The sequence below is a fragment of the Streptomyces sp. NPDC006544 genome, from assembly GCF_040611715.1.
GTDB lineage: Bacteria > Actinomycetota > Actinomycetes > Streptomycetales > Streptomycetaceae > Streptomyces.
Map to the genome: position 1 here is coordinate 1 of NZ_JBEXOV010000099.1, position 26,056 is coordinate 26,056.

Annotated in this window: 20 protein-coding genes; 10 read left to right on the top strand and 10 right to left on the bottom strand. The window is 71.9% G+C overall.

Going from position 1 to position 26,056, the window contains the following annotated elements:
* Window positions 1-788 (bottom strand): NYN domain-containing protein (locus ABZY44_RS31235; protein WP_356659710.1); only part of this gene is annotated, 788 nt, incomplete at its 3' end.
* Window positions 789-1,007: 219 nt separating this feature from the next.
* On the opposite strand from ABZY44_RS31235, the gene ABZY44_RS31240 reads away from it, so the two are divergent.
* Window positions 1,008-1,181 (top strand): hypothetical protein, encoded by a 174-nt coding sequence (locus tag ABZY44_RS31240; protein ID WP_356659712.1) that lies wholly within the window; start codon window positions 1,008-1,010, stop codon window positions 1,179-1,181.
* Window positions 1,182-1,262: 81 nt separating this feature from the next.
* Here ABZY44_RS31240 and dnaE read toward each other — a convergent pair whose 3' ends face one another.
* Window positions 1,263-4,805 (bottom strand): DNA polymerase III subunit alpha, encoded by a 3,543-nt coding sequence (gene dnaE / locus ABZY44_RS31245; RefSeq protein WP_356659714.1) that lies wholly within the window; start codon window positions 4,803-4,805, stop codon window positions 1,263-1,265.
* A gap of 178 nt (window positions 4,806-4,983) precedes the next feature.
* Here dnaE and ABZY44_RS31250 point away from each other — a divergent pair, with 178 nt between their 5' ends.
* The 5 genes from ABZY44_RS31250 to ABZY44_RS31270 all read left to right on the top strand — a co-directional run bounded on the left by ABZY44_RS31250 (window position 4,984) and on the right by ABZY44_RS31270 (window position 10,975).
* Window positions 4,984-6,309, top strand: a complete 1,326-nt coding sequence (locus ABZY44_RS31250) for a DUF2252 domain-containing protein (protein ID WP_356659716.1) — start codon at window positions 4,984-4,986, stop codon at window positions 6,307-6,309.
* Window positions 6,310-6,425: 116 nt separating this feature from the next.
* Window positions 6,426-7,115: a hypothetical protein gene (locus ABZY44_RS31255; protein ID WP_356659718.1), complete on the top strand. Its 690-nt coding sequence runs from the start codon at window positions 6,426-6,428 to the stop codon at window positions 7,113-7,115.
* Window positions 7,116-7,179: 64 nt separating this feature from the next.
* A complete protein-coding gene (locus tag ABZY44_RS31260; RefSeq protein ID WP_356659720.1) occupies window positions 7,180-7,977 on the top strand; it encodes a DsbA family protein in 798 nt (265 codons plus the stop codon).
* Window positions 7,978-8,112: 135 nt separating this feature from the next.
* Window positions 8,113-9,795 carry an alkaline phosphatase D family protein gene (locus ABZY44_RS31265; RefSeq protein WP_356659722.1) on the top strand — a complete coding sequence of 561 codons (1,683 nt, stop codon included), beginning with the start codon at window positions 8,113-8,115 and terminating at the stop codon, window positions 9,793-9,795.
* 223 nt (window positions 9,796-10,018) lie between these two features.
* Window positions 10,019-10,975, top strand: coding sequence for a zinc metalloprotease (locus ABZY44_RS31270; protein ID WP_356659748.1), 957 nt, complete (start codon window positions 10,019-10,021; stop codon window positions 10,973-10,975).
* A gap of 83 nt (window positions 10,976-11,058) precedes the next feature.
* Here the strand turns inward: ABZY44_RS31270 and ABZY44_RS31275 are convergent, their stop codons facing one another.
* Complete coding sequence (locus ABZY44_RS31275; RefSeq protein WP_356659724.1) at window positions 11,059-11,628, bottom strand: dienelactone hydrolase family protein; 570 nt, start codon at window positions 11,626-11,628, stop codon at window positions 11,059-11,061.
* On the opposite strand from ABZY44_RS31275, the gene ABZY44_RS31280 reads away from it, so the two are divergent.
* Complete coding sequence (locus ABZY44_RS31280) at window positions 11,627-12,721, top strand: mechanosensitive ion channel domain-containing protein (protein ID WP_356659726.1); 1,095 nt, start codon at window positions 11,627-11,629, stop codon at window positions 12,719-12,721. The two genes, ABZY44_RS31275 and ABZY44_RS31280, sit on opposite strands and share 2 nt — an antisense overlap.
* Before the next feature lie 115 nt (window positions 12,722-12,836).
* On the opposite strand, the gene ABZY44_RS31285 is transcribed toward ABZY44_RS31280, so the two are convergent.
* A complete protein-coding gene (locus ABZY44_RS31285; protein WP_356659728.1) occupies window positions 12,837-14,318 on the bottom strand; it encodes a HAMP domain-containing sensor histidine kinase in 1,482 nt (493 codons plus the stop codon).
* A complete protein-coding gene (locus ABZY44_RS31290) occupies window positions 14,315-14,998 on the bottom strand; it encodes a response regulator transcription factor (RefSeq protein WP_356659730.1) in 684 nt (227 codons plus the stop codon). The genes ABZY44_RS31285 and ABZY44_RS31290 overlap by 4 nt, the downstream gene beginning before the upstream one ends.
* Window positions 14,999-15,071: 73 nt before the next feature.
* Here ABZY44_RS31290 and ABZY44_RS31295 point away from each other — a divergent pair, with 73 nt between their 5' ends.
* Together ABZY44_RS31295 and ABZY44_RS31300 are read left to right on the top strand one after the other, a co-directional pair.
* A complete protein-coding gene (locus ABZY44_RS31295; RefSeq protein ID WP_356659732.1) occupies window positions 15,072-16,268 on the top strand; it encodes a UDP-N-acetylglucosamine--N-acetylmuramyl-(pentapeptide) pyrophosphoryl-undecaprenol N-acetylglucosamine transferase in 1,197 nt (398 codons plus the stop codon).
* Window positions 16,265-17,302: an SDR family NAD(P)-dependent oxidoreductase gene (locus tag ABZY44_RS31300; protein ID WP_356659734.1), complete on the top strand. Its 1,038-nt coding sequence runs from the start codon at window positions 16,265-16,267 to the stop codon at window positions 17,300-17,302. The genes ABZY44_RS31295 and ABZY44_RS31300 overlap by 4 nt, the downstream gene beginning before the upstream one ends.
* Window positions 17,303-17,338: 36 nt before the next feature.
* Here the strand turns inward: ABZY44_RS31300 and ABZY44_RS31305 are convergent, their stop codons facing one another.
* From ABZY44_RS31305 to ABZY44_RS31325, 5 genes are all read right to left on the bottom strand, one after another.
* Window positions 17,339-18,931 (bottom strand): Na+/H+ antiporter, encoded by a 1,593-nt coding sequence (locus ABZY44_RS31305; RefSeq protein WP_356659736.1) that lies wholly within the window; start codon window positions 18,929-18,931, stop codon window positions 17,339-17,341.
* Between the two features lie 308 nt (window positions 18,932-19,239).
* Window positions 19,240-19,719, bottom strand: a complete 480-nt coding sequence (locus ABZY44_RS31310; protein ID WP_356659738.1) for a GNAT family N-acetyltransferase — start codon at window positions 19,717-19,719, stop codon at window positions 19,240-19,242.
* The gene (locus ABZY44_RS31315) at window positions 19,716-20,657 is read right to left on the bottom strand and encodes an RluA family pseudouridine synthase (protein WP_356659740.1); all 942 of its coding nucleotides are present in this window, start codon (window positions 20,655-20,657) and stop codon (window positions 19,716-19,718) included. The genes ABZY44_RS31310 and ABZY44_RS31315 overlap by 4 nt, the downstream gene beginning before the upstream one ends.
* Before the next feature lie 41 nt (window positions 20,658-20,698).
* Window positions 20,699-21,262 (bottom strand): signal peptidase II, encoded by a 564-nt coding sequence (gene lspA, locus ABZY44_RS31320; protein ID WP_356659742.1) that lies wholly within the window; start codon window positions 21,260-21,262, stop codon window positions 20,699-20,701.
* Between the two features lie 183 nt (window positions 21,263-21,445).
* Window positions 21,446-22,165 carry a TraR/DksA family transcriptional regulator gene (locus ABZY44_RS31325; protein ID WP_356659744.1) on the bottom strand — a complete coding sequence of 240 codons (720 nt, stop codon included), beginning with the start codon at window positions 22,163-22,165 and terminating at the stop codon, window positions 21,446-21,448.
* 632 nt (window positions 22,166-22,797) lie between these two features.
* Between ABZY44_RS31325 and ileS the strand changes: the two genes are divergently transcribed.
* The gene (gene ileS, locus ABZY44_RS31330; RefSeq protein ID WP_356659746.1) at window positions 22,798-25,944 is read left to right on the top strand and encodes an isoleucine--tRNA ligase; all 3,147 of its coding nucleotides are present in this window, start codon (window positions 22,798-22,800) and stop codon (window positions 25,942-25,944) included.
* Window positions 25,945-26,056 lie beyond the last annotated feature (112 nt).

Consider the following 26,056-nt stretch of genomic DNA (forward strand, 5'->3'; position numbering starts at 1 on the left):
CCGGGGGCGCGCAGGGCTCCGGCGAGGTCCTTGGGGGTGGGCACGGTCTTGCCGTGGGGGGTGGCGGGCGCCGGGGCGGGTGCGCCGCCCCCCTCGGGCTCCGCGGGCGCGGGGGGCCTGGCGCCGTTGCCGCGGGCGGCTTCGGCGAGGGCCGCCTCGGGCAGGGGCGCGGAGAGGATGGCGGCGATCTCGGGGCCCGGCGCGGGGGCGGGGGCGCACAGGCCCGTGAGGTCGCGGGCGCGGACTGCCCGGGTGATCCACGTACGGTCCAGGACGCGGCGTTCGTCGGCTTCGGCGACGAGGTCCTCGGACTGGTTGTAGTCGCCGTCGGCGGCCTGGACGGCCCAGAGGTGGACGGCGACCCCGTGCTCCTTCGCGGACATCAGGCCGGGAAGCAGGTCTCCGTCGCCGGTGACGAGCACGACGTCCGAGCAGGCGCGGTTGCGGGCCAGCTCGGTCAGCTCCGCGTGCATGGCGGCGTCGACGCCCTTCTGCGCCCAGCGGCCGTCGCTGCGGGTCAGGGCGCCCAGGCGGACGGTGACGCGGGGCATGACGCGCAGCCGGCGGTGTTCGGGCTGGGGCACCCGGTCGGGCGCTCCGTCGAACCAGTAGATCCGCAGGAGCGGCTGCTCGGTGTCGGCCTCGGCCCGCTCGCGCAGGCCCTGGATGAGCGCCGCATGGTCGACGGTGATGCGGGAACGGGAGGGCTCTCCCGCGAGAAGGCTGGCGGCGGCGCCCAGCAGATAGCCGGCGTCCACCAGGACGACGCAGCGGTCCACGCGTACCACCCTCTTCCCTGGGGGTCCTCTGTGTATTTCGCGGTTTCCACGAGTCTGCCCGACGGCAAGGGCCTGGACGGCCGGAACTCGATCATCGGCGTGGCGTATCTCTCAGGGACGGCGGAGCGGGCACCGGCTACGCGAGGTAATGATCCAAAATGCGCCGTTTACCGGCTTGTGTGAGTGTGAAGGCGGTCCTGGCCCCTAGACCCTCACGGAGGTTCCCCCATGGCCAAGAACAAGAAGCAGAGCAGGGATCAGCAGAAGTCCTCGTCCCCCGAGCGCGGCGGCGAGCAGTCCAGGGGTTCGTCGATGACGGATCAGGCGGAACAGCGCATCTCGCAGGCGACCCCCGCGGATATGGCCCGCAAGGGGCGCGAGAAGCGCTTCGGCCACAACTAACGCCTCCGTGCGGGCATGACGAAGGGCCCGCCCCGGTCGACCGGGGCGGGCCCTTCGGGCGTGATGGACGTACGGCGGTGGTTATCCGGCCAGGCAGGAGGGGCCGAGGAGCACCTTGAGGTCTCCGAAGAGCGCCGGGTCGGGCTTGACCCGGTGCTTGTCGAGGCGGAGCACGGTGGTGGTGCGCGGCCCCTGGAGCTTGATCCGCACCTCGCTGTTGCCGTGGTGGTGGCGCAGGATCTCACCCAGGCGGGTCACCATCGGCGGGGTGACCTTGACGGTCGGGATGGTGAGGACGACGGGGGCGTTGGTCCCGGCGGAGGACAGGTCGGGGACCATCATCTCCATCGCGACGAGCCGGGGCACGTCCTCGCGCTTGTCCAGGCGGCCCTTGACGAAGACGACGGTGTCCTCGACCAGCTGCGTGGAGACGAGCTGGTAGGTCGCGGGGAAGAACATGCACTCGATGGATCCGGCGAGGTCCTCGACGGTGGCGATGGCCCAGGCGTTGCCCTGCTTGGTCATCTTGCGCTGGAGGCCGGAGATGATGCCGCCGATGGTGACGACGGCGCCGTCGGAGTGCTCACCGCCGGTGAGCTGGGAGATGCCGGCGTCCGTCTTGTCGGAGAGGACGTGCTCGAGGCCGAAGAGCGGGTGGTCGGAGACGTAGAGGCCGAGCATCTCGCGTTCCTGTGCGAGCAGGTAGGCCTTCTCCCACTCGACGTCGGAGAACTCGACGTCGAGGCCGAAGCCGGGCTCGTCGCCGGCGCTCTCGTCACCCATGGCGCCGAAGAGGTCGAACTGTCCCTCGGCCTCCTTGCGCTTCACCGCGACGACGTTGTCGATCATCGGTTCGTGGTGGGCGACCAGCCCCTTGCGGGTGTGGCCCATCTCGTCGAAGGCGCCGGCCTTGATCAGGGACTCGACGGTGCGCTTGTTGCAGACGACGGCCTCGACCTTGTCCAGGAAGTCGGGGAACGTGGAGTACTTCCCCTTGGCCTTCCTGGTCTTGATGATCGACTCGACGACGTTCTGGCCGACGTTGCGCACCGCGGTCAAGCCGAAGAGGATCACGTCGTCGCCCTGGGCCGCGAAGTTCGGCTCGGACTCGTTGACGTTCGGCGGGAGCACCTTGATGCCCATGCGCCGGCACTCGTTCAGGTAGATCGCGGACTTGTCCTTGTCGTCCTTGACCGAGGTGAGCAGGCCGGCCATGTACTCGGCCGGGAAGTTCGCCTTGAGGTAGGCCGTCCAGTAGGAGACCAGGCCGTACGCGGCCGAGTGGGCCTTGTTGAAGGCGTAGCCGGCGAAGGGGACCAGGACGTCCCACAGGGCCTTGATCGCCTGGTCGCTGAAGCCCTTGCTCCGGGCGCCCTCCTCGAAGATGACGAAGTTCTTCGCCAGCTCCTCGGGCTTCTTCTTGCCCATCACGCGGCGCAGGATGTCGGCCTCGCCGAGCGAGTACCCGGCGATGATCTGGGCGGCCTTCTGGACCTGCTCCTGGTAGACGATCAGGCCGTAGGTGACGCCGAGGATCTCCTTGAGGGGCTCCTCCAGCTCCGGGTGGATCGGGGTGATCTCCTGCTGCTTGTTCTTGCGCAGGGCGTAGTTGGTGTGCGAGTTCATGCCCATCGGGCCCGGCCGGTACAGGGCGGACACGGCGGAGATGTCTTCGAAGTTGTCGGGCTTCATCAGGCGCAGCAGGGAGCGCATGGGCCCGCCGTCGAACTGGAACACGCCGAGGGTGTCTCCGCGGCCGAGCAGTTCGAAGGTCTTGGGGTCGTCGAGCGGCAGGCCCAGGAGATCGATGTCGATCCCCTTGTTGGCCTTCACCATCTTGACGGCGTCGTCCATGATCGTGAGGTTGCGCAGGCCGAGGAAGTCCATCTTCAGCAGGCCGAGCGACTCGCAGCTCGGGTAGTCCCACTGGGTGATGGTGACCCCGTCGGAGTGGCGGACCCAGACCGGCACGTGGTCGGTGATGGTCTCGCTGGACATGATCACGCCGGCGGCGTGCACGCCCATCTGGCGGACCAGGCCCTCGACGCCCATGGCCGTGTCGATGACCTTCTTGACGTCCGGCTCGTTCTCGTACATCCCGCGGATCTCGCCGGCCTCGCCGTAACGCGGGTGCTTGGGGTCGAGGATGCCGGAGAGCGGGATGCCCTTGCCGAGGACGTCGGCGGGCATGGCCTTGGTGAGCCGGTCGCCCATGGCGTACGGGTAGCCCAGGACGCGCGCGGAGTCCTTGATCGCGTTCTTGGCCTTGATGGTGCCGTAGGTGCCGATCATGGCGACCTTGTCGGCGCCGTACTTCTCGGTCACGTACCGGATCACCTCGACGCGCCTGCGCTCGTCGAAGTCGATGTCGACATCGGGCATGGAGACGCGCTCGGGGTTCAGGAAGCGCTCGAAGATCAGGCCGTGGGTGATCGGGTCGAGGTCGGTGATGCCCATGGCGTACGCGACGATCGAGCCGGCCGCGGAGCCACGGCCGGGGCCGACCGCGATGCCCTGGTTCTTGGCCCACATGATGAAGTCGGCGACCACGAGGAAGTAGCCGGGGAAGCCCATCGAGATGATCGTGTCCATCTCGTACTCGGCCTGCTTCATCCGGTCGTCCGGGATGCCCCCGGGGTAGCGGCGCTGCATGCCCCGCATGGTCTCCTCGCGGAACCAGGTGACCTCGGTGTAGCCGTCCGGGATGTCGAACTTCGGCATCAGGTTCCGGAACTGGAACATGCCCTCGGTCTCGATCTGGTCCGCGACCAGCCGGGTGTTGGCGCAGCCCTCCTGCCAGGCGTCCGAGGAGTCGATGGCGTACATCTCCTCCGTGGACTTCAGGTAGTAGCCGGTGCCGTCGAAGCGGAAGCGGTCGGGGTCCGAGAGGTTCTTGCCGGTCTGGATGCAGAGCAGCGCGTCGTGGGCGCCGGCCTCGCTCGCGTAGGTGTAGTGGGAGTCGTTCGTCACCAGCGGCGGGATGCCGAGCTTCTTGCCGATCTCCAGCAGGCCGTCGCGGACCCGGCGCTCGATCTCGATGCCGTGGTCCATCAGCTCCAGGAAGTAGCGGCCCTTGCCGAAGATGTCCTGGTATTCGGAGGCGGCCTTCAGGGCCTCGTCGAACTGGCCCAGGCGCAGCCGGGTCTGCAGCTCGCCGGAGGGGCAGCCGGTGGAGGCGATCAGGCCCTCCGACCACTTGCCGATGGTCTCCTTGTCCATGCGCGGCCACTTGGTGAGCCAGCCCTCGGCGTACGCGTCGGAGGACAGCCGGAAGAGGTTGTTCAGGCCGGTGGCGTTCGCCGCCCAGATCGTCTTGTGCGTGTAGCCGCCGGAACCGGACACGTCGTCGCGCTTCTGGTGGGGCTGGCCCCACTGGATGCGGCGCTTGTTGCGCCGGGACTCCGGGGCGACGTAGGCCTCGATCCCGATGATCGGGGTGATCCCGGCCTTCTTCGCGGTGTGGAAGAAGTCGTACGCCCCGTGCAGGTTGCCGTGGTCGGACATGGCGATGTGGCTCATGCCCATCTCGCCGCACGCGTTGAACATGTCCTTCAGCCGCGCGGCACCGTCCAGCAGGGAGTACTGGGTGTGGACGTGCAGGTGCGTGAACGGCGTCTTGGTCACGGTGGGGGCCTCCGGAGGGGAGAGAGGGGCGGCAGCTACGAATCCTACGTCTCCCGAGTGACAGATCACGGGCACCGGCGGGTACGGTCATGCGTTGCAGAGCCAGAGAGTCAGGGCGCCCGTCCGGCCCCTCCGGCTCGATGAGCGATCCACCCCGCGCCACCTGGAGGCACCCGCCATGGCGGTTCCCGAATCGACCGACGAGCAGCGCGCCGAGCAGATACTCGACGTGTTCGACATCGCGTTCGGTGAGCTGATCACCGCCGACCCGACGGCCTTCCAGGTCAAGTTCCGGAAGATGGCCGCGTCCGCGTTCGCCTTCTACCGGGGCACGGCCTGCCTCTTCTACGCGGACCTGGAGCGCGAGCGGCACGGCGGCCCGTACCTGGACGAGCGCACCGGCCGGGTGTGGATCCACGGCGATCTGCACGCCGAGAACTTCGGCACCTACATGGACGCCAACGGCCGGCTGGTCTTCAACGTCAACGACTTCGACGAGGCCTACGTCGGTCCGTTCACGTGGGACCTGAAGCGGTTCGCCGCCTCCGTCGCCCTGATCGGCTACACCAAGGCGCTCAGTGACGAGCAGATCAGCACGCTCGTGCGGACCTACGCGGCGGCCTACCGCGAGCGCATCCACGCGCTGGCCACCGGAGCCAAGAACGAGGAGAGCCCCTCCTTCACCCTGGACACCGCCGACGGTCCGCTGCTGGACGCCCTGCGCGCGGCCCGCGGCCGCACCCGCTTCTCCCTCCTCGACTCGATGACCGAGATCCGTGAGTACGAGCGGCGCTTCTCCCCCGGCCCCGGCACCATCGAGCTCGACGCGGCCACCCGGTACAAGGTGCTCGCCGCCTTCGACGGATACCTGGAGACCCTGCCCGACGAGTCCCTGGTACGGCCCGACTCCTACCGCGTCAAGGACGTGGTGGGCCGCCGGGGCGTCGGGATCGGTTCGGCCGGCCTGCCCTCGTACAACATCCTGCTGGAGGGACACAGCGACGCCCTGGAGAACGACGTCGTGATCTACCTCAAGCAGGCGCAGACCCCGGCCGTGTCCCGGCACATCACCGACCGAGCGGTGCGCGAGTACTTCCAGCACGAGGGACACCGCACGGTGATCTCGCAGCGGGCCCTGCAGGCGCACGCCGACCCGTGGCTGGGCTGGACCGAGCTGGACGGGTCCGGGCAGCTCGTGGCGGAGGTCTCCCCGTACGCGGTGGACCTGGACTGGTCGGACCTGGACGACCCGGAGGAGATCGCGGCCGTGGTCGCGGACCTGGGCCGGGCGACGGCGACCATGCACGGCGCGGCGGACGAGCAGCAGAGCGGCCAGACCCTGGTCCCCTTCTCCACGGAGCGGGCCATCGACGCGGCCATCGCCGCCGACGAGGAGGGCTTCGCGGAGCTGCTGGTGGACTTCGCCCACGCCTACGGGGCGCGGGCGAGGGCCGACCACCAGATCTTCGTGGACCTCTTCCGCAACGGCCGCATCACGCCGTAGGTCCGCGCGCCGGCCGCAGGCAGCGGATGGGACAAAGCCTTCCGAAAGGGGCGTCCGGGGCCCGGACGGGGACCTGCGGGTCCTCGCCCACAGGGACGCATGGCACACTCGCGGCGATGGACATATCCGGGGTAGGGCCACGGGGGCTGCGGGCCGCGCTGTTCAGCGCGCTCGTCGTGCTGCTCTCGGCCGGCTCGCACGTCCTGATGTCCCGGGTGCCGCTGCCTCCCGCCCTGGTGGGCGGGTCCTTCGCCGCCGTGTTCGCGATCGCCTACGCCCTGGCCGGGCGCGAGCGGGGCCTCGGTCCCATCGCCGGCCTGCTCGTCCCGCTGGAGCTGGCCGCCGACACCGTCTTCGACGCCGGCCAGCACCTCTGCTACGGACCCGCGGGCGGCCCCGTCTCGGGTCCCCTGCGCGCCCTCGGCCTGGCCGGCCTGTGCGGCGGTACGCCGGTGGGCGGGCCGCTGGCCCGGGCGGGCGAGGCCGCCGACCCGGTCGCGCTGCTGGCCGCGCCCGGCCCGTGGACGCCCTGGCTGCTGCTGGGCGCGCACGTCGGGGTCGGGATGCTCGCCTCGGTGTGGCTGCGGCACGGCGAGCGGGCGCTGGGCCGGCTGCTGAGCGCGGCGGCCGCCTGCGCCTTCCGGCCGCTGCGGCTGGCCGCCGCCCGGGCGGCCGGCGCCTTCGCACCGGCCGTGCGGGCGGCGCGGGCGGCCCTCCCGGGCACGGGGCACCGTACGCGGTTCCCGGCACACTCCGTGGGACGGCGGGGACCTCCTCGCACACCCGGCGCGCTCGCTCGCGCCTGACGTACGCGGACAGTCCCCCCTTTCACCCGGCTCCCGTCCGGGGCCACATTCCACGGAGATCACCATGAGTGCACGCAACAGCCAGGCGAACAAGGCCGCCGCCCGCGAGAAGCTGCGCGCCGAGCGCGAGAAGCAGGCCAAGAAGGCCAAGGCCCGCCGTCAGGTGTTCGTGGCCGCCGGCGTCGTCGGCGCCCTCGCCCTGGCGGGCGGCGTCGGCTACCTGGTCGTGCAGGCCAACAAGCCGGGCGAGTGGGACAAGGCGGCCGACGCGGCCCTGGTCCAGCCGAAGAACACCACGGGCGAGAACGGCACGACCGTGGTCATAGGCAAGGCCGAGGCCAAGAAGACCCTGGAGCTGTACGAGGACTCGCGCTGCCCGATCTGCGCGACCTTCGAGCAGGCGGTCGGCGCGCAGGTCAAGACGGACCTCGACGCCGGCAAGTACAAGATCCAGTACATCGGCGCCACCTTCCTCGACAAGGGCTTCCCGGGCAGCGGCTCGAAGAACGCCCTGAGCGCGCTGGGCGCGGCCCTCAACGTCAGCCCCGAGGCGTTCCTCGAGTACAAGACGGCCCTCTACTCCGCGGCGAACCACCCGGAGGAGAAGGACGACAAGTTCGCCAAGGACGACTACCTGCTGTCCGTCGCCGACCAGGTCCCGGCACTCAAGGACAACGCCGGGTTCAAGAAGGACGTGACGGACGGCACGTACAACCGCTGGGCCCTGGAGATGTCCAAGGCCTTCGACAAGAGCGGTGTGACGGGCACGCCCACGCTGAAGATGGACGGCAAGAAGATCGACCCGCTGCCGCAGTCCCCCGAGGCGTTCACGGCGGCGATCGACAAGGCCATCGCCGGCTGAGGCACCCTCCCCGCCGGGCGGCGGACGCACTGGGAGGCCTGCGGGCCGATGGGCGGGCGAACTCCTCGAGTTCGCCCGCCCGTTGCTTTCACGGGGCTGTTCCAGGAGCTATACCCGTCGGTAATATGATGATCCGTGACCAGTCAACTCTCCTCTCCTGCCCCCGAGTCGGCGCCCGAGCCGGCTCCACGCCGCCGCACGGTCGTACTGGCCGCCGCCGCCACGGCGGCGCTCGCCCCGATGACCGCGCTGGGCGCCGGCACCGCCCGGGCCGCCACGGCCGCGACCGCCGCCCCCGCCTTCCTGCACGGCGTCGCCTCCGGCGACCCGCTGCCCGACGGAATCCTGCTGTGGACCCGCGTGACCCCGGCCGACGGAGCCGTGCCGGGCTCCGGCCTGGGCCCGGCGACCGCCGTGGACTGGGAGATCGCCGAGGACAAGGCCTTCTCCCGGATCGTCGCGCGGGGTTCCGTCACCGCGAGCGCCACGTCCGACCACACCGTCAAGGCCGACGTACGAGGACTGCGGCCGCAGACGGCGTACTGGTACCGGTTCACGGCGGGCGGCGCCGTCTCCCCGGTCGGGCGCACCCGCACCGCCCCGGCCGCCGAGACCACCACCGCCGGGGTGCGCTTCGGCGTGGTCTCCTGCGCCAACTGGGAGTCCGGCTACTTCTCGGCGTACCGCCACCTGGCCGCGCGGTCCGACCTGGACGCCGTCCTGCACCTGGGCGACTACATCTACGAGTACAGGACCGGCGGCTACCCGGAGGCGAAGTACGTCGTACGGCAGCACCAGCCGGCGCACGAGATCCTCACGCTGGCCGACTACCGCACCCGCCACGGCACGTACAAGACGGACCCGGACCTCCAGGCCCTGCACCGGGCCCATCCCGTCATCGCGATCTGGGACGACCACGAGATAGCCAACGACGCCTGGTCCGGCGGCGCCGAGAACCACGATCCGGCCACCGAGGGCGAGTTCGCGGCCCGCGCGGCCGCCGCCCGCCGCGCGTACTTCGAGTGGATGCCCGTCCGCACCTCCACCGAGGGCACCGTCTACCGCCGCCTGCGCTTCGGCACCCTCGCCGACCTGCACCTGCTGGACCTGCGCACGTTCCGCTCGCAGCAGGCGGGCATCGGCAGCGGCGCGGTGGACGACCCGGAGCGCACCCTCACCGGCCGGGCGCAGCTGGACTGGCTGAAGGCCGGGCTGGCGGGCTCGCAGGCGACCTGGAAGCTGGTGGGCACCTCGGTGATGATCTCGCCGGTGGCCTTCGGCTCGCTGCCGGCGCACCTGCTGGAGCCCCTCACGGAGCTGCTCGGCCTGCCCGAGGGCGGGCTCGCGGTCAACGTGGACCAGTGGGACGGGTACACCGACGACCGCAAGGAGCTGCTGGGCCACCTGACGGACCGCGGGATCCGCAACACCGTCTTCCTGACGGGCGACATCCACATGGCGTGGGCGAACGACGTGCCGGTGACGGCGGCCACCTATCCATGGTCGCGGTCGGCGGGCGTGGAGTTCGTGGTGACCTCGGTGACCTCCGACAACATCGACGACCTGCTGCACGTGCCGGCGGACACGGCCTCGCTGGTCGCCGAGGCGGCGATCAAGGCCGCCAACCGGCACGTGAAGTGGCTGGACATGGACGCCCACGGATACGGGGTCCTGGACGTGACGGCCGAGCGCTCGCAGATGGACTACTACGCGGTCTCCGACAAGCGCCGCCAGGACGCCACGACCGCCTGGCAGCGCTCCTACCGGACGCTGAACGGTACGCAGAAGGTGGAGCGGGCCGACGGGCCGGTGCACTGACACCCCGTCAATTTTCCTGTCCGGAGGGGCATCTGGTGCAGACCAGGTGCCCCTTGGACATCAGAAGCAACAAATTTTTTACGTACGGCCCTTGACCTCTTTATGTCATGCACACGTAAGCTTCGCGCCAACGTGACGAGATCCTTCCCGTCATACCCCCCACTCGCGAGGAGCACACGTGCGCGCTCTTGCCCGCATATCCCCCCTTCTCCGCCGCGGCATCATGGGCACCGCCCTGCTGGCCGGCACCCTGGCGTTCGCCCCGCTGACGGCCCCCACCACCGTCGCTGCCGCCGCCGCCAAGACCCCGGCCGAGGCCTGTGCCGAACAGGCCTCGGGCGCGTCCGCGAACGCCCGTGTCGCCCGTCCCAAGGACGCGCACGCCGCCGACGCGAACGAGCTCACCGACGCCCAGGCCAAGGCCATGGACGCCGACCTGGCGAAGAAGCTCGCCGCGGCGAACGCCATGAACCAGGGCCTGCAGGCCGCCCCGTCGGCGGCCACGGCGACCACCACGATCCCCGTGTACGTGCACGTCATCACCTCCGGCACCACCGGAAACCTGACGGCCGCGCAGATCAACAGCCAGATCTCGGTCCTCAACGCCGCCTACGCGGGCCAGGGCACCGGCAACGTCAACTCCGGCTTCCAGTTCTCCCTCGCCGGGACCGACTACACCAACAACTCCACCTGGTACAACGTCTCGGACGGCACCACCGCCGAGAAGAACATGAAGAACGCCCTGCGCAAGGGCGGCAAGAACGCGCTGAACCTCTACACCGCCAACCTCGGCGGCGGGCTCCTCGGCTGGGCCACCTTCCCCAGCTCCTACGCCTCCCAGCCCAAGATGGACGGCGTGGTCATCCTCAACTCGTCGATCCCCGGCGGTTCGGCCACCAACTACAACCAGGGCGACACCGCCACCCACGAGGTCGGCCACTGGCTCGGCCTCTACCACACGTTCCAGGGCGGCTGCTCGGGCAGCGGCGACTCGGTCTCCGACACCCCGGCGGAGAAGAGCGCGGCCTTCGAGTGCCCGACCGGCCGTGACACCTGCACGGCGACCGGCGTCGACCCGATCCACAACTTCATGGACTACACGTACGACTCCTGCATGTACCAGTTCACCGCGGGCCAGGTGGCCCGTATGCAGAGCATGTGGACGGCGTACCGCGCCTGACGCGGCGCCGCACCACCGCACCACCGCTCTGACGCACACATGACGACGGGGCCCCTCGAGAGGGGCCCCGTCCGCGCGTTCCGCTACAGGCTGTCGAGGAAGCCGAGGGCGACCGTCCAGGCCTGCTCGGCGGCCTCGGCGTCGAAGTCGTCCAGGCCCGGGTCGGTGAACAGGTGCCCGGCCCCCGGGTAGCTGTGGACCTCGACGTCCGCCCCGGCCCGCCGCATCCGCAGGTACCAGGCGGTCAGCCAGTCGTGCGGCTCGAACGGGTCCGGGTCCGCGATGTGCAGCTGCACGGGCAGCTCGTCGACCGCGGCGTTCTCCTCCAGGTCTGCCGTCCCGTGCAGGAGCAGCAGCCCGCGCGCCTTCTCGTCGGCGAGCGCCAGGTGCTGGGCGATCGAACCGCCGAAGGAGAAGCCGGCGTAGACCAGCCCCTGGTCGGAGTAGGGGGCCGAGGCCAGCACCGCGCGCTTGAGCAGCTCGTCACGGCCGATCTCGTCCTGGTGGGCCATGCCCTCCTCGACGGTCTCGAAGGTGCGTCCCTCGAAAAGATCGGGCACCTGGACCTGGTGCCCGGCCGCGCGCAGCCGGTCGGCCGCCTCCCGCACCGCGGGCCGCAGCCCATAGGTCGAGTGGAAAAGCATGATGTTCATGCCTCCATCGTGCCAGCTCCCGAAGACACGTCCGGCTACGTTGGCCTCCGTGGACACGGACTCCCTCCTGCGCCCGGTCGCGGTCGTCGCGGGCACCCTGGCCGTCACCCTGGTCGCGGGCTGGCTGCTGGACCTGCTGCTGCGCCGCGCCGACGCCCGGCACAGCGAGACCCCGCTGTGGGGGCTGCTGCGGCGCTGCCGCCCGCCGTTCCTGCTGGTCCTGGCCGCCTCCCTGCTCCAGGGCGTGCACCGCCGCCGGGACGGCTGGGGCCACGCGCTGACCCTGGTCCTGATCGCCGCGGCGGCCTGGCTGCTCGTGCGCATCACCACGGCGGTCGTGGACTCCGTCTACGCCCGGTACGCCGCCGACCACCCCGACGACGCCAGTGTCCGCCGGGTCCGCACCCAGGTCACGCTGATCCACCGGGTGGTCACGGCGGTGGTGGTCGTGGTGGCCGCGGGCGCGATGCTGCTCACGTTCCCCGAGATGCGGGCGGTCGGCGCCTCGATGCTGGCCTCCGCGGGCGTCCTCGGCATCGTGGCGGGCATCGCCGCCCAGTCCGCGCTCGGCAACCTCTTCGCCGGACTCCAGATCGCGTTCGGGGACACCGTCCGGATCGGCGACACGGTGGTCGTGGACAAGGAGTGGGGCAGGGTCGAGGAGATCACCCTGACCTTCCTCACCGTCCGCACCTGGGACGAGCGCCGGATCACGATGCCGGTGTCGTACTTCACGAGCAAGCCGTACGAGAACTGGTCGCGCGGCGGCGCGCAGATGACGGGCACCGTGTTCTGGCACCTGGACCACAGCGCCCCGGTGGCCCTGATCCGGGAGCAGCTCCCCCTCATCCTGGGCGACATCCCGGAATGGGACGGCCGCACCGCCTCCCTGGCCGTCACGGACACCACCCCGCACACGGTCCTCGTCCGCGCGGTGGTCACGGCGAAGGACTCCGACGACATCTGGACGGTCCGCTGCGCGGTCCGCGAACGCCTGATCACCTGGCTGACGGACCACCACCCCTACGCGCTCCCCCGCATCACCACCTCCGCGGCCGTCCCTCCCCCGGACGGTTCCGGCCCCGCCGCCTGAGGCGCGAACTGATCCGGGCGCCGCACCCCTCGGGGGCCGCTTCGCGGCGGCAGCCGCGGGAGGGTCCGGGGCGCCCCGCGACGGCCCCCGCGGGATCCGGCCCGCAGCGCCCGGCTCAGCCCGCGGTCCCGAACGTGAGCCGGAACAGGGCGCCTCCGCCGGCAGCGGCTTCCGCCGTCAACTCGGCCCCGTGCGCCCGCGCGATCTGCCGCGCCATCGCCAGCCCCAGACCCGACCCCGGCAGGGCCCTCGCCGCCCCCGCCCGGTAGAACCGGTCGAAGACGTAGGGCAGGTCCGCCTCCGAGATCCCCGGCCCGTGGTCCCGCACGGTCACCTCCGCGCACCCGCCGCGAACCGCCAGCTCCACCTCGACCTCCGCGCCGCGGCCCTGCGCCCCAGGCCCCTGCGCCGCGCGCCCCCGTACCGCTCCCGAGCTGAACTTCGCCGCGTTGTCCAGCAAGTTCCCCAGCAGCCGGGTCAGCCGCGCCGGCACCCCCTCCACCACCGCTTCCTCCGTCCGCACCCGGAACGAGACCCCCGGCCAGTGCGAGCGCGCCGCCCCCACGCAGTACTCCACCAGGGGAGCCAACCGCACCTCTTCCACCAGCAGCTGCGGCTCCTCGTCCCGGGCCAGCTCGATCAGGTCGTTGACCAGCCCCGTCACCTCCCGCAGCTGCCGCCCGAGCGCCAGCGAGGCCCGCTCGCGCTGCTCGGCCGTCAGCCGCTCGCCCCGGGCCAGCAGCTCCGCGTTCGTCCGCAGCGCCGTCAGCGGTGTCCGCAGCTCGTGCGAGGCGTCCGCGACCAGCCTGCGCTGCGCGGTCACGGACTGCTCCAGCTCGCCGAGCATGGTGTTGAAGCTCCCGGCGAGCCGGGTGACCTCGTCCTCCGCGCCCCGGCCGGGACCCGGCGGCGGCAGCTCGATCCGGTGCCGGGGATCCCGCGTCGCCGCGATCCGCTCGGCGGTGGCGGTGAGGCGGGTGACCGGTGCCAGGCCGGTCCGCGCGACCCAGTAGCCGAGCAGTCCGGCCATCAGCATGCCCGCGGCCCCCGTCAGCGCCAGCCACCACGCCGCCTCCTCCAAGGCGTCCTCCACGCTGTCCGCCCGCAGCGCCACCTGCAGGGCCCGGCCTCTGGTGTAGTCGGTGGTCAGCATCCGCGCCGGATGTCCGGCGTGCACGATGCTGGTGTAGTACGGGGCCTTCCTGCCCGCCGCGACGGCCCGCGCGGCCGGGGCCACCGGCAGGAGGTACGGCGCCGCGGGGTCGTTCGCCGGATCGGCCGGCACCACCTCCGCGCAGGCGGGCGCCGCCAGGAAGCGGCACTCCCCGCTCAGGGTCCCGGGCCCCGAGTCGGGGTTGCGCTGCGCGGCGAGGCGGGCCGACTGGGTGAGGTTGAGGTCGAGCTGCCGGTACAGCGCGTCCCGCACGACGAAGAAGGCGGCCGCGCACACGCCGACGGCGACCAGCGCGACGGCCGCCGCCGCCGCGAGCGCGAGCCGGGTCCGCAGCGGCCGTCTGCGCCGCCATGGCGCCGCGAGCCTGCGCCCTCCCCCGGCCGGGACACCGTCCGCGCCCCCCGCGCCCCCCGCGCCGCTCACGCGGTGTCCAGCCGGTAGCCGACGCCGTGCACGGTGTGCACCAGCCGGGGCTCGCCGCCGGCTTCCAGCTTCCGCCGCAGGTAACCGATGTAGACGGCCAGGGAGTTGGAGTCCGGCCCGAAGTCCCGCCCCCACACCAGTTCCAGGACGAGCTCGCGCGGCAGCACCTGCCCGGGGTGGCGCATGAGCAGTTCGAGGAGGGCCGCCTCGGTGCGGCTGAACTCCAGCTGCCTCCCGCCGCGCCGGCCGGTGCGGGTCTGCGGGTCGAGGACCAGGTCCCCGTAGGAGAGTCCGGGCGCGGACCCGGCCGGTTCGGGGGCGGCCCGCCGCAGGAGCGCCCGGACCCTCGCCACGAGCTCGTCGAGCGCGAACGGCTTCACGAGGTAGTCGTCGGCCCCGGCCTCCAGCCCGTCGACGCGGTCGCTGACCGCGTCGAGAGCGGTCAGGACGAGTACGGGCGTACGGTCGCCCACCGCGCGGAGCTGGCGGCACACGCCGAGCCCGTCCAGCACCGGCATCATCACGTCGAGGACCAGCGCGTCCGGCTGCCAGCCCGCCACCTCCGACAGCGCGGCCAGCCCGTCGCCCGCGCCGCGCACCTCGTACCCCTCGACCGCGAGGCCGTCCTCGACCGCGGCCCGCACCTCGGGCTCGTCGTCCACCACCAGAATTCGCTGCATGCCGCATAGCCTGCCAAAAGGTTCCCGAAGTACCTCTTAGAACGTTCTTAGGACGCACCGGGAGTGTGCGGACATGAGCACCTCACCCTCACGTTCACCACTTTCCGTCGTGATCGGCGCGGGCGGCACCGGCGGCCACATCTACCCCGGGCTCGCCCTGGCCGAGGCGCTGCGCGCCGCCGTCCCGGACGCCGTGGTCTCGTTCATCGGCACCGAACGCGGCCTGGAGACCGAGCTGATCCCCGCCGCCGGCTACCGCCTGCACACCGTCGACATGATCCCCTTCGACCCGTCGCTCGGCGCCAAGCGCTATCTGCTCCCGGCGGCGCTGCTGCGCTCGGCCGGGCAGGCGCGGGCCGTGATCCGGGCGCAGGGCGCGCACGTGGCCGTCGGCATGGGCGGCTATCCGAGTGCGCCCGCCGTGCTCGGGGCCCGGATGGCCCGGCTGCCGGCGGTGATCCACGAGTCCAACGCGGTACCCGGCCGGGCCAACCAGTTCGCCGCCCGGCTGACCCCGCACATGGCGGTGGCCTTCGACCGCAGCCGCGCCCACCTGGCGGGCGGGGCGCGGGCGCTGACCACCGGAATGCCGATCTCGGCGGCGCTCGCCGGCCTGGCCGGGCGGTCCCCGGAGGACCGGGCGGTCCTGCGGCTCCGGGCCCGGCACGAGCTGGGGGTGCCGGACGGCCGCAAGCTCGTCGTCTTCAACGGCGGCAGCCTGGGCGCGGTCCGCCTCACCGGGGCCGCGGCCGGACTGGCGGAGGCCTGGCAGGCGCGGAACGACGTACAGCTGCTGATCAAGACCGGTCCGGCGGCGCTGGCGGACACCCGGGCACGGCTGACGGCCTCGGGCGGGCTGCGGATCGCCCGGGCCGCGGCCTACCTGGACCGGATGGACCTCGTCTACGCGGCGGCCGACCTGGTCGTGTGCCGGGCGGGCTCGGCGACGGTGGCGGAGCTCGCGGCGACGGGGGTCCCGGCCGTCCTCGTCCCCTACCCGTACGCCCCGGGCGACCACCAGACGCACAACGCCCGCGTGCTGTCGGACGCGGGCGCCGGACTGCTGCTGCCGGACGCCGAGACCACGGCCGGCCGGCTCGCGGAGCTGCTGGCCCCGCTGCTGGCCGATCCGGTGCGGCTCTCCGCGATGGCCGGCGCGGCCGACCCGGGCCCGCACGCGCGGGCCGCCGAACTGCTGGCGGCGCAGGTACTGCGCGTGGCCGGCTTCCCCTCGACCTCCCCCTTTCCCACCCCGCTGGAGCTGGTATGACGAAGGCAACACCGATGACGACGCCGATGACGCCGATGACGACGGACTGGACCGGCAGGACGGTCCTCGTGACGGGTGCGGAGGGCTTCATCGGCTCGACGCTGGTCGACCTGCTGGTGGCCAGGGGCGCGAGGGTGCGCGCCTTCGTGCACTACAAGCCGTATGCGGAGAAGGGCCACCTGGCCCGGTACCTGGCCGATCCGGACGGCCCGGTGGAGATGTGGGCGGGCGACGTCCGCGACGCCGGGCGGGTCAGCGACGCGGTGTCCGGCTGCGACACCGTCTTCCACCTGGCGGCGCTGATCGGGATCCCGTACAGCTACGCCTCGCCCGGCGCGTACGTCCAGACCAACGTCACCGGGACGGAGAACATGGCGGAGGCCTGCCGCCGCCACGGCGTGCGCCGCCTCGTGCACACGTCCACCAGCGAGGTCTACGGGACGGCCCGTACGGCTCCGATCGCCGAGAGCCACCCGCTCCAGCCGCAGTCCCCGTACTCCGCGTCGAAGATCGGCGCGGACATGATGGCGCTGTCGTTCCACCACGCGTTCGAGCTGCCGGTGACGGTGGTGCGGCCGTTCAACACCTACGGCCCCCGCCAGTCGGCGCGCGCGGTGATCCCCACGATCCTCGCGCAGCTCCACTCGGGCGCCCGGGAGGTACGCCTCGGTTCGCTGACGCCCACCCGGGACTTCACCTACGTGACGGACACGGCCGCGGGCTTCCTCGCGGTCGCGGAATGCGACCGGGCACTGGGTGAGGTGGTCAACCTCGGCGCCGGCGAGGAGATCTCCATCGGGGACCTGGCCCGGGCACTGATCACGGCGTCGGGCCGGGACGCGGAGGTCGTCGTCGACCCCGCCCGGCTGCGCCCCTCGGGCAGCGAGGTGCAGCGCCTCCTGTCGGACAACACCCGCGCCCGCGAGTGGGCCGGATGGCAGCCCGAGGTCTCGCTCCACGAGGGCCTGACCCGCACCTCGGACTGGATAGCGGAGAACCTGCACCTCTTCGCCCCGGACCGCTACCAGGTGTAGCGGGGGCGCCGCCGGCCACGGGCCACGGGCTACGGGCTACGGGCTACGCAGGCTGCGCACGTCGAGATGCCGGAGCACCCGGTCGACGATCTCCGGATCGGCGCCGGGTTCGCTCCGGGCGGCCAGCACCTCGTGGCGGGCGGCCGACATCATCTCCACCTGGATGCGCTGGAGGTCGCGGAGCCGCTCCACCCGCTTCGCGTAGGCCTCGCGCCGCTCCTCGTCGACCATGTCGGGGCTGATCCTGGCCCCCACGTCGTACGCCCGCCGGTAGAGCATCTCCACCAGCTCCTCGGGGAGGTCCTCCGCTTCCTCGATCTCCTTGAGCCGGCGCTTCGCCGCCTTCGCGGCGCGGATCGCCAGGGTCCGGGCGATCGCCGCCTCCTCGTCGGAGTCCGCCTCCACGCCGAGCTTGCGCACCAGCCACGGCAGGGTCAGCCCCTGGACCAGGAGCGTCGCCATGATCACGGCGAAGGCGATGAAGATGATCTGGTCGCGGCCCGGGAAGTCCTCCCCGGCCTCCGTCCGGAGCGGGATGGCCAGGGCGAGTGCCACCGAGGCCACGCCCCGCATCCCGGCCCACCACATCACCACGGACTCCCGCCAGCTCAGCGGGATCTGTTCGTCGTAGTCGCGCAGCGAGTGGAGCCGTTTCGCGAGCCAGCCGGCCGGCAGCAGCCAGGCCAGTCGTACGCCGACCACCACCGCGATCACGACCGCCGCCCACCCGGCCATCTCCCACTCCCGCCCGCGGGCGACGCCGAACACGTTGTGCAGCTCCAGCCCGATCAGGCCGAACGCGACGCCCGTGACCAGCATGTCGACGACTTCCCAGAACGTGTGGTTGGCCAGCCGGCCCAGGACGTCGTCGGCGTCGGTCGCGTACTCGGCGAGGAACAGCGCGGTGGTCAGCACCGCCAGCACCCCGGAGCCCCGGAACTCCTCCGCCACCACGTACGCCACGAACGGCACCAGCAGCGTCAGCCCGATCTGGAGCGTCGCATCGCCGAGCCGCCCCATGAGCCGGTGGGCGGCCCAGCCCAGCGCCAGCCCGACGACGACGGCGACGACGGCGGACAGGACGAACTCCCCGAGCGCCGCGGGCCAGGAGAAGCTGCCGCTCACGACGGCGGCGATCGCCACGTGATAGAGCACGATGGCGGTGACGTCGTTGAAGAGCCCCTCGCCCTCCAGGATCGACACCATCCGCCGGGGCAGTCCGAGCGCCCCCGCCACCGCGGTGGCGGCGACCGGGTCGGGCGGCGCCACGAGCGCGCCGAGCGCGACGGCGGCGGCGATGGGGAGTCCGGGCACGACGGCGTGCGCCACGGCGGCGACGGCGGCGGTCGTGACGAACACGAGCGCGACGGCCAGCAGCAGGATCGGCCGCACGTTGGCCGCGAACTGGCGCCAGGAGGTCCGCTGCACGGAGGCGTAGAGCAGCGGCGGCAGCACGAGCGGCAGGATGTAATCGGGCGGGACGTCGACATTGGGCACGGCGGGCACCAGCGCGAGCACCACCCCGCCGATCGTCATCAACACCGGCGCGGGCAGCCTCAACCGGTCTCCGAGCGGCACGGTGACCACGGCCCCGAGCAACATCACGAACAACAGAGCAAGCTGATCCACTCCCTCACCCTGCCACTCCCACCCCCACGCCCGTCAGAGGCGCGTACCCCCACCCCGCCCCCAAACCCAGCCCGACAGCCCCCAAACCCAGCCCGACAGCCCCCGACCCAGCCCGGCACCCCCAAACCCAGCCCGGCACCCCAAACCCAGCCCCGCCGGCGTTTGAGGCGCGGGGGTCCGGGGGCAGGCCCCCGGCAACGGCGCCGCACGCGACAGGGGGACAGGGGGACAGGGGGCGCAGCCCCGGGAAACGGCGGAGGGGAGGTCGGGGTTCGGCCCCGCAGGGCCACGCCCCCACCCGGCCAGGGCTACGGCAGAGCCCTCCGCATGGCCCGGTGCGCGATCCCCGCGTCCTCGAACTCCGGCCCGTAGGCCACGTACCCGAGCCGCTCGTAGAAGCCCAGCGCATGCGTCTGCGCACCCAGGTCGACGAAGGACAGGCCCAGCGCGGCCGCCCGCTCCTCGATCGCCCGTACCAGCGCGACCCCCACGCCCAGTCCGCGCGCGGACCGCGCGACGGCCAGCCGGCCCAGCGAACCGACGTCCGCGGAGCCGGTCTTGCCCAGCGCCCCGGGCCCGTGCAGCAGCCGGCCCGTGCCCAGCGGCACCCCGTCCGGCCCCTCGGCCAGCACGTGGACCGCGATCGCGTCGTACGCGTCGTACTCGATCGACTCGGGAACGGACTGCTCGATCACGAACACCTCGGTCCGCACGGCGAAGCACGCCGCGAGGTCCGCCTCCGTGGAGGCGACGCGTACCGAGAAGGCGGACGCGGAGGCGTCCGTCACTCGCTTTCCTTGCGGATCACGTCCAGTGCCTGCTGCAGGTCCGCCGGGTACGTGCTCTCGAACTCCACCCACTGGCCGTCCGAGGGGTGCTCGAATCCGAGCCGCACGGCGTGCAGCCACTGCCGGGTGAGCCCGAGCCGCTTCGCCACCGTCGGGTCGGCGCCGTACGTCAGGTCCCCGACGCAGGGGTGGCGGTGCGCGGCCATGTGCACGCGGATCTGGTGCGTGCGCCCGGTCTCCAGCTTGATGTCCAGCAGCGAGGCGGCGCGGAAGGCCTCGATCAGGTCGTAGTGGGTGACGGAGGGCTTGCCCTCCTGGGTCACGGCCCACTTGTAGTCGGCGCTGGGGTGGCGCCCGATCGGGGCGTCGATCGTGCCGCTCATCGGGTCCGGGTGGCCCTGCACCAGCGCGTGGTAGCGCTTGTCGACGATCCGCTCGCGGAACTGGTTCTTCAGCGAGGTGTACGCGCGCTCCGACTTCGCGACGGCCATCAGGCCGGACGTGCCGACGTCGAGGCGGTGCACGATGCCCTGGCGCTCGGAGGCGCCGGAGGTCGAGATGCGGTAGCCGGCGGCGGCCAGGCCGCCGATGACGGTGGTGCCGGTCCAGCCGGGGCTGGGGTGGGCGGCGACGCCGACCGGCTTCATGATGACGACGATGTCGTCGTCGTCATGGACGATCTCCATCCCGGGGACGGGCTCGGCGACGAGCTCGACCTTCCGCGGCGGCTCGGGCATCTCGACTTCGAGCCAGGCGCCACCGTGCACGCGCTCGGACTTCCCGACGACACTGCCGTCGACCGACACCTTCCCCGCGGCCGCGAGTTCGGCCGCCTTCGTCCGGGAGAAACCGAACATACGGGCGATGGCGGCGTCGACGCGCTCGCCCTCGAGGCCATCGGGAACGGGCAGGGTGCGGATCTCGGGAATCGTACTCACCTGTCGAGTATGCAGGACCGGACAGACGCCCGGTTCCGCGATCAGTCCTTGTGGACGGTGCCGTCCGGGTCCAGACCCTTGAACGACAGCAGGACGATCAGGATCCCCCCGCACACGATCGCCGAGTCCGCGAGGTTGAAGACCGCGAAGTGGGCGGGTGCGACGAAGTCGACGACCGCACCGCGGAAGACGCCCGGCGAGCGGAAGATCCGGTCGGTCAGGTTCCCCAGCGCGCCGCCCAGCAGCAGGCCCAGCGCGATCGCCCACGGCAGGCTGTACAGCTTCCGCGCGAGACGCACGATGACCACGATGACCGTGGCGGCGATGCAGGTGAAGATGATCGTGAAGGCCTCACCGAAGCCGAAGGCGGCGCCGGGGTTGCGGATCGCCTCGAACTTGAGCAGGTCGCCGATGATGTGGATCGGCGGCTGGTGCTCCAGCTTCGCGACGACCAGCATCTTGCTGCCGAGGTCGAGCAGGTAGGCCAGGACGGCCACGACGAGCAGCGCGACGATCCGTCGCCGCCCCCTGGGCGCGGCGGCTTCCGGCCCGGTGCCGTCCTCGCCGACCTCCGGCGTACCGATGATGCGCTCCACCTCTGCCACGTGAGTCCCTCGAACTAGCCCGAACCAGGTATGCCGACCGTCCCGCCAGGTTCGTTTGCGGACCCTGACGAGACACGAGGGTACGTCAGGGTGTCCTTCGGCCGCCGCCCTGCCCACCGGTGCGCCCGGCCCCGCCCGCGGCCGGGGCGCCCGGCCGCGGGGGCGGCGGAGGGCGGCGGGGCCCTAGTGCCTCCGCTCCTGCTTCTGCTTGCAGTCCACGCACAGCGTGGCCCGCGGGAAGGCCTGCATCCTGGCCTTGCCGATGGGCTGGCCGCAGTTCTCGCAGATGCCGTACGTGCCCGCCTCGAGCCTTTCCAGGGCCCGCTCGGTCTGCTCGAGCATCGAAGTGGCGTTCGCCGCGAGGGCCAGTTCGGACTCCCGGGTGATGTTCTTGGTCCCGGTGTCGGCCTGGTCGTCCCCGGCGCCGTCGCCGGAGTCCCGCATCAGGCCGGAGATGGCCGCCTCGGAGGCGTCGAGTTCGGCGCGCAGCCGCAGCACCTCGCTCATCAGGTCACTGCGGGCCTCACCGACCTCCTCCGGGGTCCAGGGGTCCTCGCCGGGCCGTACGGCGAGCTCGCCGGGCGCCAGGCCCGCGACGCCCCGCGCCTTGGGCAGCCCGCTGGTCGCGGTCGCGGCCGTCTTCCTGGCCGTGCCGGTGCTCTTCTTGGCAACCACTTTCCGGGCTCCCGTCTCTGGCGCGGCCTGCGCCGCCCCGTCGGCCCCGGCCGCCTTGGCCGTGACCTTCTTCCCGGCCGTCTTCTTGACGGCGACGGCCTTCTTGACCGACGCCGCCGCCTTCCCGGCCACGGCCTTCTTCCTCGCCGGCTGTGCCGCCGGCTCCTCCTGCGCAGCCTTTCCGACAGCCTTCCCGGCAGTACTCCCGGCGGTCTTCTTCGCCACCATGGCCGCGGCCCCTTCACATACTGTGATAATTGCTCGCGAATCGTGCCGGAACGATAAATCGACTCCGGACCCACGGCAACGGGGCACGCGTCCGTCAAGGTCAACCTGCATCCGTTGTGCCCAGCCGGGAGCCCGGTAATCCGCCCCTCCGGCCACGCGACACCCCGGCGCGGCCCCGCGCGCCCGTTCGGGTCATCCGCCTCCCCGCCCGCACCGCCTCCCGCGCCGCTTCCCGCGCCCCCTCCGCGGCGCCGTCCGCAGGGCCGCGCCGCGCCCCGGAAACCGGTCTGCCGTCCCGCGTCCCGGCCCGTACACTGGCCGCAGCGAAAGGCATGGATGGGGACGAGTAGCGTCGGACGCAGCCAGGAGCGACCCGGGGACGGTGAGAGCCCGGGGGCGAGCGCGATGCGAAGGATCACCCCGGAGCCGCCGGAAGAAGGCCGCACGGAGCCCGCTCGGGCCCCGTAGGCACGTAGAACCGGCTTCGCACCCCAATGAGGGGGCCGTCGGACCACAGGTCCGGAGGCCAAGGAGGGTGGTACCGCGGGAGCAGGCTGTCCCTGATTCAGGGGAGGGCGGTTCTCGTCCCTCCGGACGGAAGTGACACCCCGCCGGAGGAAGAGTTCAGCCTCATGACCACACCGCCGCAGTACCGCCCGGTACCCGCCCAGGTCGACCTGCCCGCCCTCGAGCACGGAGTCCTCGACTTCTGGCGCGAGAGCAAGACCTTCGCCAAGACCCTCGAGCAGTCCGAGGGCCGCCCCGAGTGGGTCTTCTACGAGGGCCCGCCCACCGCCAACGGCATGCCCGGCGCGCACCACATCGAGGCCCGCGTCTTCAAGGACGTCTTCCCCCGCTTCCGCACCATGCGCGGCTACCACGTGGCCCGCAAGGCCGGCTGGGACTGTCACGGCCTGCCCGTCGAGCTCGCCGTCGAGAAGGAACTGGGCTTCAACGGCAAGAAGGACATCGAGGCGTACGGCATCGCCGAGTTCAACGCCAAGTGCCGCGAGTCCGTGACCCGCCACACCGACGCGTTCACCGACCTCACGACCCGCATGGGCTACTGGGTCGACCTGGACGACGCCTACCGGACCATGGACCCCGAGTACGTCGAGTCCGTGTGGTGGTCGCTCAAGGAGATCTTCAACAAGGGCCTGCTCACCCAGGACCACCGCGTCGCCCCCTGGTGCCCGCGCTGCGGCACCGGCCTCTCGGACCACGAGCTGGCGCAGGGCTACGAGACGGTCGTCGACCCCTCGGTCTACGTCCGCTTCCCGCTGACCTCCGGTCCCCTCGCGGGCGAGGCGGCGCTGCTGGTCTGGACGACCACCCCGTGGACCCTGGTGTCCAACACGGCCGTCGCCGCGCACCCGGAGGTCACGTACGTCGTCGCGACCGACGGCGCGCAGAAGCTGGTCGTCGCGCAGCCCCTGCTGGAGAAGTCCCTCGGCGAGGGCTGGGAGGCCACCGGCGAGACCTTCACGGGCAAGGAGATGGAGCGCTGGACCTACGAGCGCCCGTTCTCGCTCGTCGAGTTCCCCGAGCCCGCCCACTACGTCGTGAACGCCGAGTACGTCACGACCGAGGACGGCACGGGTCTGGTCCACCAGTCCCCCGCCTTCGGCGCCGACGACCTCGCGGTCTGCCGCGCGTACGGCCTGCCCGTGGTGAACCCCGTCCGCCCCGACGGCACCTTCGAGGAGGAGGTCCCGCTCGTCGGCGGCGTCTTCTTCAAGAAGGCCGACGAGAAGCTGACCGCCGACCTCGACGCCCGCGGCCTGCTCTTCAAGCACATCGCCTACGAGCACAGCTACCCGCACTGCTGGCGCTGCCACACCGCGCTGCTGTACTACGCACAGCCCTCCTGGTACGTCCGCACCACCGCGGTCAAGGACGCGATGCTGCGCGAGAACGAGAAGACCAACTGGTTCCCGGACTCCGTCAAGCAGGGCCGCTTCGGCGACTGGCTGAAGAACAACATCGACTGGGCGCTCTCCCGCAACCGCTACTGGGGCACCCCGCTCCCGATCTGGCGCTGCGAGGAGAACCACCTCACGTGCATCGGTTCCCGCGCGGAGCTGACCGAGCTGACGGGCACGGACCAGTCGGCCCTGGACCCGCACCGCCCGTACATCGACGACGTCACCTTCACGTGCACGCACGAGGGCTGCTCACTCGAGGCCGTCCGCGTTCCGGAGGTCATCGACGCCTGGTACGACTCGGGTTCGATGCCGTTCGCGCAGTGGGGCTACCCGCACAAGAACAAGGAGATCTTCGAGAAGCGCTACCCGGCGCAGTTCATCTCGGAGGCCATCGACCAGACGCGCGGGTGGTTCTACACGCTGATGGCGGTCGGCACGCTCGTCTTCGACAAGTCGTCCTACGAGAACGTGGTCTGTCTGGGCCACATCCTCGCGGAGGACGGCCGCAAGATGTCCAAGCACCTGGGCAACACCCTCGAGCCGATCCAGCTCATGGACCAGCACGGCGCGGACGCGGTCCGCTGGTTCATGGCGGCCGGCGGCTCCCCGTGGGCGGCGCGGCGCGTGGGCCACGGCACGATCCAGGAGGTCGTCCGCAAGACGCTCCTCACGTACTGGAACACGGTCGCCTTCCAGGCGCTGTACGCGCGCACGTCGAACTGGGCCCCGTCGGCCTCCGACCCGGCGCCCGCCGACCGCACGGTCCTGGACCGCTGGCTCCTCTCGGAACTCCACGCCCTCACGGCCGGGGTCACCGAGGCGATGGAGTCGTACGACACCCAGCGCGCCGGCAAGCTCCTCTCCTCCTTCGTGGACGACCTGTCCAACTGGTACGTCCGGCGTTCGCGCCGCCGCTTCTGGCAGGGCGACGCGGCCGCGCTGCGCACCCTGCACGAGGTCGTGGAGACGGTCACCCGCCTCCTCGCCCCGCTGACCCCCTTCATCACGGAGCGAGTCTGGCAGGACATGATCGTCCCGGTCACCCCGGAGGCCCCGGAGTCGGTGCACCTGTCCACGTGGCCGGTGCCCGACACCGCCGCGATCGACCCGGTCCTCTCGCAGCAGATGCTGCTGGTACGCCGCCTCGTGGAGCTGGGCCGCGCGACGCGCGCCGAGTCGGGCGTGAAGACGCGCCAGCCGCTGTCCCGCGCACTGGTCGCGGTGACGGGCTTCGACGCCCTGTCCCCGGAGCTGCGGTCGCAGATCACGGAGGAGCTGAACGTCTCCTCCCTGGCCTCCCTGTCCGAGGTCGGCGGGTCGCTGGTGGACACGACGGCGAAGGCCAACTTCCGGGCGCTGGGCAAGCGCTTCGGCAAGGGGGTGCAGGACGTGGCGAAGGCCGTGGCCGCGGCGGACGCGGCGGCGCTGTCGCTGGCGCTGCGCTCCGGCTCGGCCGAGGTCGAGGTGAACGGCGAGACCGTCGCCCTCACCCCGGAGGAGGTCATCATCACCGAGACCCCGCGCGAGGGCTGGTCGGTGGCCTCGGACTCCGGCGCGACGGTCGCCCTCGACCTGGAGATCACCCCGGAGCTGCGGCTCGCGGGCCTCGCCCGTGACGCGATCCGCCTGATCCAGGAGGCCCGGAAGAACTCGGGCCTGGACGTCGCGGACCGCATCGCCCTGCGGTGGTCCGCGACGGACCCGGAGGTCGTGACGGCGCTGACCGACCACGCGGGCCTCATCTCCGACGAGGTCCTCGCGACGGACTTCGCCGCCGCCGAGGCCGACGCGTCGTACGGAGACCCGTTCACGGACGAGTCCCTCGCCCTGACGTTCCGCCTCCGCAAGGCGTAGCCGCCCGGGCCCAGCGGCCCGCACCCCCCCCCCGGGGGGGGGGGGCGCGGTGGTTTTTCCCCGCCCCCCGGGCCCGCGCCGCCCCCCCGACACCCGCGACCCGGGCCCGGGG